The organism is Bacillus xiamenensis (assembly GCF_000300535.1).
GTDB classification, from domain to species: domain Bacteria; phylum Bacillota; class Bacilli; order Bacillales; family Bacillaceae; genus Bacillus; species Bacillus xiamenensis.
In genome coordinates this window covers 71,409-80,777 of sequence record NZ_AMSH01000008.1, presented here as the reverse complement: position 1 = coordinate 80,777, position 9,369 = coordinate 71,409, and the positions used below count along the sequence as shown (strand labels likewise).

Below are 9,369 nucleotides of genomic sequence, written 5' to 3'. Positions count from 1 at the left end.
GCCGGTGGTCACTAATGTCAAATTCGCTCCGCGCCGGTACTCGTCCTTCCTAGACTGCAAAGGTTTTCAGCTAATGGCAATTCTTTAATTGCTTCTTTGACTGTCAAATAAGTAATTGTATTCTGTAAATTTGTATCCAAGTCTTTCATTTTCATTGCGAGCTGTGGTTTGATCCCAGTGATGATCAGTTCCGTTCCAGTTAAGTTCAGAAGGTGATGCAGCTTGAAAATTCGTGCTGCAACGGAATCATCGACATCGATTAAACCAGAAAGATCGACAATTAAATAATCATCCTTTGAATCATCTAATATACAAGTTAACTTCGCGACAATGGCATCAAAGCGTTCTTCAGATAATGTTCCGATGAGTGGGAGGGCGGACACACCATTTTTGATTGGGACGATTGGCGTCGAAAGAGAGGTGACTTCCTTTAACGAATTTTCTAGGAGCTGTTCATATTCTTTCTGTTTCGTAATATCCTTTTGAAAGCCAACGAAAAATGTTTTGTCATCTTGTTCAATGTATAGAGGATCTATATTGAGTTCATTCCAGAAAAAAGTGCCGTCTTTTTTATAATTTTTGAGCTGTGTGGTAATAGGTGTTTTGTGTTGTATTCCATGACGTATTAGAGCAAGCTGCTCTTGATCTGTGTCTTTCCCTTGGAGGAATCGACAATTACGCCCAAGAATCTCATCTGGTTTGTATCCAGTCATTTGTGTAAAGCCATGATTCACATAAACGATAGGGTTATCCTCTAAAGAAGGGTCTGTAATGACAACACCAATCCGCGCATGATCTAGCGCTTTCTTTATGAGTTCAAGCTGTTTTTGCAAGCCGAAGATGTTCGAGCTGACCATATTACCCTCCTTTGCTGCTACTATCAGACATGTAGAATGGTTTTTTCAACCAAACCAATTCCTTATAAACGTAACATAACATATGTTCTGTTTCAATGATTGCAAACGCTTTGTTAAATTTGTCATCATAGTTTGTCCTCCATTAGAATAGAATAAGTAAGGAGACTTTTCATTAGAAAAAGAAGGGATCAATTACTCATAATTCATAAAATGACAGAAATAGTTAATATGGATTAGGTAAAAATGATTCCAATGCATCAAGTTGTTTTTGGGTCATTCACATATAATGGAAGAAACAAGCTTTTTTTCTTCGTTAGAGAGAATAGACCTTTTACATGGATTATGACGGAACAGCAGAATGGCATTACAGGGGGCTGGACAGCCTGAAGTCGCTTTACTATTCTAAGGGCTTTAGGAAGGTGATGAAAATGCTGCAACAAGTCATTATTGCTTGCGCCATTGGAGGGGTCATGGGCATTCTCGGTCACGTAAAGAAAAAAGGCAGGCTAGAGAAGCCCAGAATGACAAAAAAGTTTATTTATCTAGGGTTTATTGAAGATTGGCTCGTTGGGATGATTGCCGCTACGCTGCTTGTCTTATCCTCAAATCCCGATTCTAGTCTGCACTTGGTCATCTTATCAATTATTTCAGGTTACGGAGGAGAAGCAGTTCTGCGAAGCTTCGATTTTGTCAGAGAACAGCGTTCACAGGATGCAGACTCCAACCGTCATAACCGATCTCCACACGAATAATATCCTCTACTTTACCCTAGTCTAGGGTACATTCCCATTGTATACAAACCTGCTTGCACTTATGATCATAATTCTATAAAATACTACTTAGATGACGGTTACGATAAGAACAGTGAAGAGGAGTAGTAGGAAAGCAGTATTTGTCTTTAGAGAATTGACGGCTGGTGAAAGTCAATCAAATCTGCTTCTGAACTCGCCTCAGAGTTGCAGTTGCGTTAAAGCTTCTGTCGCATGTCTGCGTTAAAGATATTAAGTGAGCGTATGAACAGTAAGTTACGCTAACAAGGGTGGTACCGCGGGAAACAAAAAATCTCTCGTCCCTTTTCAGGGATGAGGGTTTTTTGTTGATTTTAGAAAAATCTGAATTCTTGCAGTGGTCATCTAAGCAGATAAAGCCGTACATATTAAAGGAGGTTTTCACATTGAGTTTTCAGCATCGGGAAATTGAAAAGAAGTGGCAGGATTATTGGCTGACACATAAAACATTCGCCACATCTGACTCGGAAGATAAACCAAAGTTTTATGCGCTTGATATGTTTCCATATCCATCAGGAGCAGGGCTTCATGTTGGGCATCCTGAGGGCTACACAGCAACGGATATTTTATCACGTATGAAACGTATGCAGGGGTATGATGTTCTTCATCCAATGGGATGGGACGCATTTGGTCTTCCAGCAGAACAATATGCACTGGATACAGGAAATGACCCGGCTGCATTTACAGAAGAGAACATCAATAATTTCCGCCGCCAAATTCAATCACTAGGGTTCTCGTATGATTGGGATCGGGAAATCAACACGACAGATCCGAATTATTACAAATGGACACAGTGGATTTTCTTGAAATTGTACGAAAAAGGGCTGGCGTATATTGATGAAGTACCAGTGAACTGGTGCCCAGCACTCGGTACAGTTCTTGCAAATGAAGAAGTCATTGACGGGAAAAGTGAACGCGGAGGACATCCTGTTGAAAGACGTCCAATGAAGCAATGGATGCTAAAGATTACAGCATATGCGGACAGGCTGTTAGAAGATTTAGAAGACATTGATTGGCCTGAAAGCATCAAAGATATGCAGCGTAACTGGATCGGACGTTCTGAAGGTGCACATGTTCACTTCGAAGTCGAAGGACATGACGAACAATTTACCGTTTTTACAACGCGTCCTGATACACTTTTTGGTGCAACATATGCGGTTCTTGCACCAGAGCATGCCCTTGTTGAAAAAATAACAACAGCTGCTCAAAAAGAAGTAGTGGAAGCATATATCAAAGAGATTCAATCTAAGAGTGACTTAGAGCGGACAGATCTTGCTAAAACGAAAACGGGCATTTTCACAGGTGCGTATGCGATCAATCCTATAAATGGTGAAAAGATGCCGATTTGGATTGCAGATTACGTGTTAGCTACATATGGCACAGGAGCGATTATGGCAGTACCTGCCCATGATGAGCGTGATTATGAATTCGCCAAAACATTTGATCTTCCAATCAAAGAGGTTGTAGAAGGCGGAGACATTGAAAAAGAAGCCTACACAGGTGATGGAACACACATTAACTCTGATTTCTTAAATGGCTTAGGGAAAGAAGAAGCGATTGAAAAAGCCATTGCATGGCTTGAAGAACATCAGAAAGGTGAAAAGAAGGTCACGTACCGTTTAAGAGACTGGCTGTTCAGCCGTCAGCGCTACTGGGGTGAGCCGATTCCAATCATTCATTGGGAGGACGGAACATCTTCAGCTGTTTCAGAGGAGGAGCTTCCACTGATTTTGCCTAAGACGACTGAAATTAAGCCAAGCGGAACAGGTGAATCACCTTTAGCCAATATCAAAGAGTGGGTTGAAGTTGTAGATCCGGTTACAGGTAAAAAAGGCCGCCGTGAAACCAATACAATGCCACAATGGGCAGGAAGCTGCTGGTACTTCTTACGTTACATTGATCCACATAACACAGAAGAGCTTGCTTCTCCTGAAAAGCTAAAAAAATGGCTTCCAGTTGATGTGTATATTGGTGGAGCGGAACATGCCGTACTGCATCTGTTATATGCGCGCTTCTGGCATAAATTCTTGTATGATATCGGCGTTGTCCCAACAAAAGAACCTTTCATGAAGTTGTTCAACCAAGGGATGATTCTTGGTGAAAATAATGAAAAAATGAGTAAATCCAAAGGAAATGTTGTCAATCCAGATGACATCGTAGAATCTCATGGAGCGGATACATTAAGACTTTATGAAATGTTCATGGGGCCTTTAGATGCGTCAATCGCCTGGTCTGAAACAGGACTTGATGGTGCTCGTCGTTTCCTTGATCGTGTATGGCGTCTATTCACAAATGAAGATGGCTCACTTAGTGATAAAGTGACAGAGCAATCAGGCGGCGAATTAGAACGCAGCTATCATGAAACAGTGATGAAAGTGACGGATCATTATGAAGGTTTACGCTTCAATACAGGAATTTCACAGCTCATGGTGTTTATCAATGATGCGTATAAGGCTGACACATTACCGAAAGAATATGCTGAAGGCTTTGTGAAACTTCTTTCTCCAATTGCCCCTCACTTAGCGGAAGAGCTTTGGAATAAACTTGGTCATGAAGGGTCCATTTCTTATGAAGCATGGCCACAATATGACGAGTCGAAGCTTGTCGATGACGAAGTGGAAATTGTCGTACAGCTGAATGGTAAAGTAAAGGCGAAATTAACCGTTCCTGCTGATGCAACAAGAGAGCAGCTAGAAGAACTTGCGAAAAATGATGCACGAGTCAAAGAACAGCTTGAAGGGAAAACAATCCGTAAAGTGATTGCGGTTCCTGGAAAGCTTGTCAATATTGTTGCGAACTAATGATTACACCCATCGGTATCAACCGGTGGGTGTTCTTTATTTCCCGGGACATAATTTTGTCGAAAACAAGGTGATTTCCCCATCGATCTCGTATTTAAAAAGTTGATCAAGAAAATGAGGAGTGACGTCAATGGAAAAGGAAAGCAAACGTGAACAACTGCTCAACTTATTAGGAGAAATGCCAGAGCGCCATCGTGTAGAGGCGTATACGTTAAAAATTGAGGAACGTGAATCGTACTTGGTTGAAACACTCATTCTCTCTATTCATGGAGTGGAGGAAGTTCCGGCTTATTTTGTGAAGCCAAAGGATACAGTCAAAAAAAGACCTGTGGTATTGTTCCAGCACTCCCATGGTGGGAATTATACGGATGGAAAAGATGAGTTATTAAAGGGTGCTCATTATTTGCAGGCGCCTTCTTATGCGAAAGAATTTACTTCAAAAGGATATAGTGTACTGGCAATAGATCATGCAGGCTTTGGGGAAAGAAGGGGCAGAACGGAAAGTGAAATTTTCAAGGAAATGCTGTTAACAGGAAAAGTGATGTGGGGCATGATGCTGTATGAAAGCATGTGTGCGATTGATTATTTGCTGTCTCGTTCCGATGTGCTCTCAGAGAGATTAGCAGTTTTTGGGATGTCAATGGGTGGCCTTCTTTCATGGTGGACGGCTGCACTTGATGAGAGGGTCAGTGTGTGTATTGATCTTTGCGCGCAGGTTGATCATCACACATTGATTGAAACGAACAATTTAGACAGACATGGCTTTTACTACTATGTACCGAGCTTAGCCAAACATTTTACAGCAGCTGACATCCAGGAAATGATCTTTCCAAGACCTCATTTAAGCTTAGTCGGGAAACACGATCAGCTCACACCCGCTGCGGGTGTTGGGCGGATTCAGCAGACATTAAGTCAAATCTATCAAGCGGCCTCATTAAAGGAACGGTATCAGCTTGTTGGTCTTCATGCAGGTCATTTTGAAACCGCTACCATGCGGCACGAGGCGACACGTTTTTTGAAAAAGTGGCTGTAATCAATAGAAGGCTTGGACATACTACGTCAAAAGAAGGAGGAGACAGATGAAAAAAATCACCATGATTGGCGGATGTGGTATCATCGGACGTCTATTAACAAAAGAGCTCTCTTCTGAGTATGACGTGACCATCATTGATCAAACAAGATGTGCAGAAAAAGTTCTTTTAGCAGATGCGAATGATGAAGAGGAGTTGTATCAAGCCATTCCCCAAGATACAGATGCCATCATTCACCTTCTGAACATGGATATGACGCATGATGTGATGAATGCAGAGGAATTTGCAAAAATGAATGATGTTTTTTGGAGAAGCACCTATCATATGTTTCGTTCAGCGGCCCGGTTAAGCATTCCAAAAGTCATTTTTGCAAGCAGTAACCATGTGACAGATCGATATGAAAAGGATGGGCGCTCTTTATTAGGGCGAGAGATTACGACGGATGATGTACCTTCAACAAAAAATGTGTATGGCATATTAAAATTTGCCTCCGAACAGCTAGGACGTTTGTTTCATGATCAAACTGGGATATCTGTCATTAATTTGCGTATTGGAACTGTCGCAGCAGATGAGAAGGAGGAATTACACAAGAAAAAAAGAACGAAAAGAACACTGCTTTCACATGAAGATCTCTTTGGCATGACGAAGGCAGCCATTGAAACGGATATTCCGTTTGGGACATATTATGCTGTATCAGAGAATGAAGAAAAGCCTTGGTCTACTCATAAAACGAGGGAGGAGCTAGGCTACAGGCCAGATGTGAATACAACAGAAATCCTTGAAGAAGATGATCAGGCATAGGGCATAATCATGACATTAGCTCATGAACTTATTCTTTTGTTTCCTAAGCACAAAAGCACGAATGGCATGATCACCTGCGGGGTCTGTCAAGATGATTATAGACGCTTTCTTCCTTCGTTTGGTACATTTTAATCACGATATCGTCAAAGGCTGCAGCTTATTTCCAGACGAAATGATAACGCTTACAAAGAAAGGGCGTGATGAACATAGATCGTTCTATTAAAGGCCGATTGTTCAATTTATTTAATTACTCTTTTCTACTCACGTTCGCATTAATATGTGTGCTCCCGTTCATCCATGTCATTGCCGCTTCTTTTGCTACAGTAGAAGAGGTCATCTCAAAGAAGTTTATTTTGTTTCCGACGACGTTTTCTCTTGAGGCCTATCGCTATATTTTTTCTACAGATATTGTATATCGCAGCCTCATCGTTTCCATTCTTGTCACGGTCGTTGGAACAGCTGTCAGCATGTTTTTGTCCTCACTCATGGCATACGGGCTGTCTCGTCAGGAGCTAAAAGGCCGGAGAACACTCATGTTTCTCGTTGTCTTCACGATGCTGTTTAGCGGGGGAATGATCCCGACGTTTATTGTCGTGAAAACACTTGGTCTGCTTGATACTTACTGGTCACTTATTCTACCAGTAGCCATCAATGCGTTCAATTTGATCATTCTGAAAAACTTCTTTCAAAACATTCCGGCAAGCCTTGAAGAATCAGCGAAGATGGATGGCTGTAATGATTTAGGGATTTTCTTTAAAATTGTGCTGCCACTTTCTTTGCCAGCAATTGCGACGATTTCACTTTTTTATGCCGTGACGTATTGGAACACGTACATGACTGCCATCCTGTATTTAAATGATTCAGTGAAATGGCCGATTCAGGTACTCCTGAGACAAATCGTCATTGTATCAAGCGGAATGCAGGGAGATATGTCGGATATGGGATCATCTACGCCGCCGCCAGACCAAACCATTAAAATGGCTGTTATTGTTGTGGCGACCATTCCGGTGCTGCTTGTCTATCCATTTATTCAAAAGCATTTCAACAAAGGGGCATTACTCGGTTCTGTAAAGGGTTAAAAAGATGGAACAACGGAGGGATCATATGGGGAGAAAGAAATTATGGCTGATTGCGTTTGTTTTGTTATTTGCTGCAAGCGGCATTTTGTCAGCATGTTCAAGTAAGGGAGCAAGCTCATCAGATGAAAAGGTTGATTTAGACAAAAAGGTGAAGCTGACATGGATGGCCATTTTGTATCACCAGCAGCCGCCGAAAGATACGGTATTAAAAGAGATTGAGAAGCTCACAAATACAGAGCTTGATATTACATGGGTGCCTGATGCGGTGAAGGAAGACCGTTTAAATTCAGCACTTGCCGCCGGGAATCTCCCACAAATTGTGACGATTCAAGACATTAAGAATTCGTCGGCGATTAATGCGTTCAGATCAGGCATGTTCTGGGAAATCGGTCCGTACTTAAAGGATTATCCAAATTTAAGTAAGATGAACGAACTGATTAATAAAAACGCCTCTATAGACGGTAAGCTTTATGGTATTTATAGAGAGAGACCGCTTTCAAGACAAGGGATTGTCATTCGAAAGGATTGGCTTGAAAATTTAAATTTGGATACACCAAAAACGTTGGATGATCTTTATGAAGTAGCCAAGGCATTTACTGAAAAAGACCCAAATCAAAATGGAAAAGCCGATACAATTGGCTTTACAGATCGAAACGATTTGATTTATGGGGCATTTAAAACACTTGGTTCGTATGAAGGAATGCCGACAGATTGGAAAGAAGAAAACGGCAAATTCACACCAGACTTTATGACAGATGAGTATATGAATACAATGAAATACATGAAAAAGCTGCGTGACAATGGCTATATTAACAAAGATTTCCCTGTCACAAGTAAAACACAGCAGCAGGAATTGTTCTCACAAGGAAAAGCGGGCATTTATGTTGGAAATATGGTCGATGCGGTGAACCTAAGAGATGACGCTACCGATAAAAACATGGAAGTGGACATTATCAACCGAATCAAAGGCCCAGATGGCAAAGAACGTGTATGGGCATCAGGCGGTCATAATGGTATCTTCGCATTCCCTAAAACAAGCGTCAAAACAGAGGCGGAGTTAAAGCGAATTTTGGCCTTCTTTGACCGCATTGCTGAAGAAGATGTGTATGGTCTCATGACTTACGGGATTGATGGAAAGCATTATAACAAGCAAGATGGAAATACATTTGTGAGAGAAGAAAGCCAAGTGAAAAGCTGGCAGACAGATGTACAGCCGCTTGTCAGCCTTGTAGGGATTGATAAACGTTACTTGAAAAATAAAGGAGACCCAGTTCGAACAAAATACGAAGAGCTGGAAGAAGACAATAAAAAAATCATCGTCGCCAACCCTGCTGAAAGCCTGTATTCAGAAACAGCATCAGAGCGTGGAAACGAATTGAAAAAAATCATTGATGATGCCACCTATAAGTTCATTCTTGGAGATATAAACGAAGAGCAATTTAAGAAAGATATAGAGAAGTGGAAATCAAATGGTGGAAATAAAATCATCGAGGAATATGAAGCGTCCTTTAAAAAATCATAAACAAAACGCCCCGCTTAGCAAAAAAGCGGGGTGTTTTCTTTAAAAGTCAAAGTTATCTGGATCAGGACCAATTCGTTAAAGTGCCTGTTCAGAACAATAAGGAGTGAAGAAACGATGGAAAAGAAGAAATATAATATTTCTGTGGAGGCAACGCTTGAGGTCATTGGCGGGAAATGGAAGTGCGTCATTTTATGCCATTTGACACATGGGAAAAAGCGGACGAGTGAATTAAAGCGGCTCATGCCAAACATCACACAGAAAATGCTCACACAGCAGCTCAGAGAGCTTGAAAGTGACGGGGTGATTAACCGCATTGTGTATGAACAAGTGCCGCCTAAAGTGGAATATGAATTAAGTGAATACGGACAGTCACTCGAAAGAATTTTGAATGCATTATGTGATTGGGGAGCAGCCCATATTGAACGAGTGTATGGAGAGCCGCTTTCAGTGCTGGAAGACAGTATTCTCAATGAACAGTTTAAATAAATAA

At 41.3% G+C, this 9,369-nt stretch carries 8 protein-coding genes and 1 other annotated feature; of the genes, 7 read left to right on the top strand and 1 reads right to left on the bottom strand.

The features are described from left to right. Positions 1-17: 17 nt before the first annotated feature. Positions 18-857 carry a YtvA family blue-light photoreceptor gene (gene ytvA, locus BA1_RS05190; RefSeq protein ID WP_008356458.1) on the bottom strand — a complete coding sequence of 280 codons (840 nt, stop codon included), beginning with the start codon at positions 855-857 and terminating at the stop codon, positions 18-20. Between the two features lie 422 nt (positions 858-1,279). On the opposite strand from ytvA, the gene BA1_RS05185 reads away from it, so the two are divergent. The 7 genes from BA1_RS05185 to BA1_RS05155 all read left to right on the top strand — a co-directional run bounded on the left by BA1_RS05185 (position 1,280) and on the right by BA1_RS05155 (position 9,365). Next, positions 1,280-1,609, top strand: coding sequence for a DUF4257 domain-containing protein (locus BA1_RS05185; RefSeq protein WP_223249904.1), 330 nt, complete (start codon positions 1,280-1,282; stop codon positions 1,607-1,609). A 103-nt stretch (positions 1,610-1,712) separates the two neighbouring features. After that, positions 1,713-1,934, top strand: a binding site (T-box leader). Positions 1,935-2,031: 97 nt separating this feature from the next. Beyond that, the gene (gene leuS / locus BA1_RS05180; protein ID WP_008356455.1) at positions 2,032-4,446 is read left to right on the top strand and encodes a leucine--tRNA ligase; all 2,415 of its coding nucleotides are present in this window, start codon (positions 2,032-2,034) and stop codon (positions 4,444-4,446) included. 130 nt (positions 4,447-4,576) lie between these two features. Then, positions 4,577-5,479 carry an alpha/beta hydrolase family protein gene (locus tag BA1_RS05175; protein ID WP_008356452.1) on the top strand — a complete coding sequence of 301 codons (903 nt, stop codon included), beginning with the start codon at positions 4,577-4,579 and terminating at the stop codon, positions 5,477-5,479. 46 nt (positions 5,480-5,525) lie between these two features. Next, complete coding sequence (locus BA1_RS05170; protein ID WP_008356450.1) at positions 5,526-6,278, top strand: NAD-dependent epimerase/dehydratase family protein; 753 nt, start codon at positions 5,526-5,528, stop codon at positions 6,276-6,278. 218 nt (positions 6,279-6,496) lie between these two features. Next, positions 6,497-7,357, top strand: a complete 861-nt coding sequence (locus BA1_RS05165; protein ID WP_145939434.1) for a carbohydrate ABC transporter permease — start codon at positions 6,497-6,499, stop codon at positions 7,355-7,357. Positions 7,358-7,382: 25 nt separating this feature from the next. Beyond that, positions 7,383-8,879 (top strand): extracellular solute-binding protein, encoded by a 1,497-nt coding sequence (locus tag BA1_RS05160; protein WP_008356446.1) that lies wholly within the window; start codon positions 7,383-7,385, stop codon positions 8,877-8,879. Positions 8,880-8,993: 114 nt separating this feature from the next. Then, positions 8,994-9,365 (top strand): winged helix-turn-helix transcriptional regulator, encoded by a 372-nt coding sequence (locus BA1_RS05155; RefSeq protein WP_003217763.1) that lies wholly within the window; start codon positions 8,994-8,996, stop codon positions 9,363-9,365. Positions 9,366-9,369: the final 4 nt, after the last annotated feature.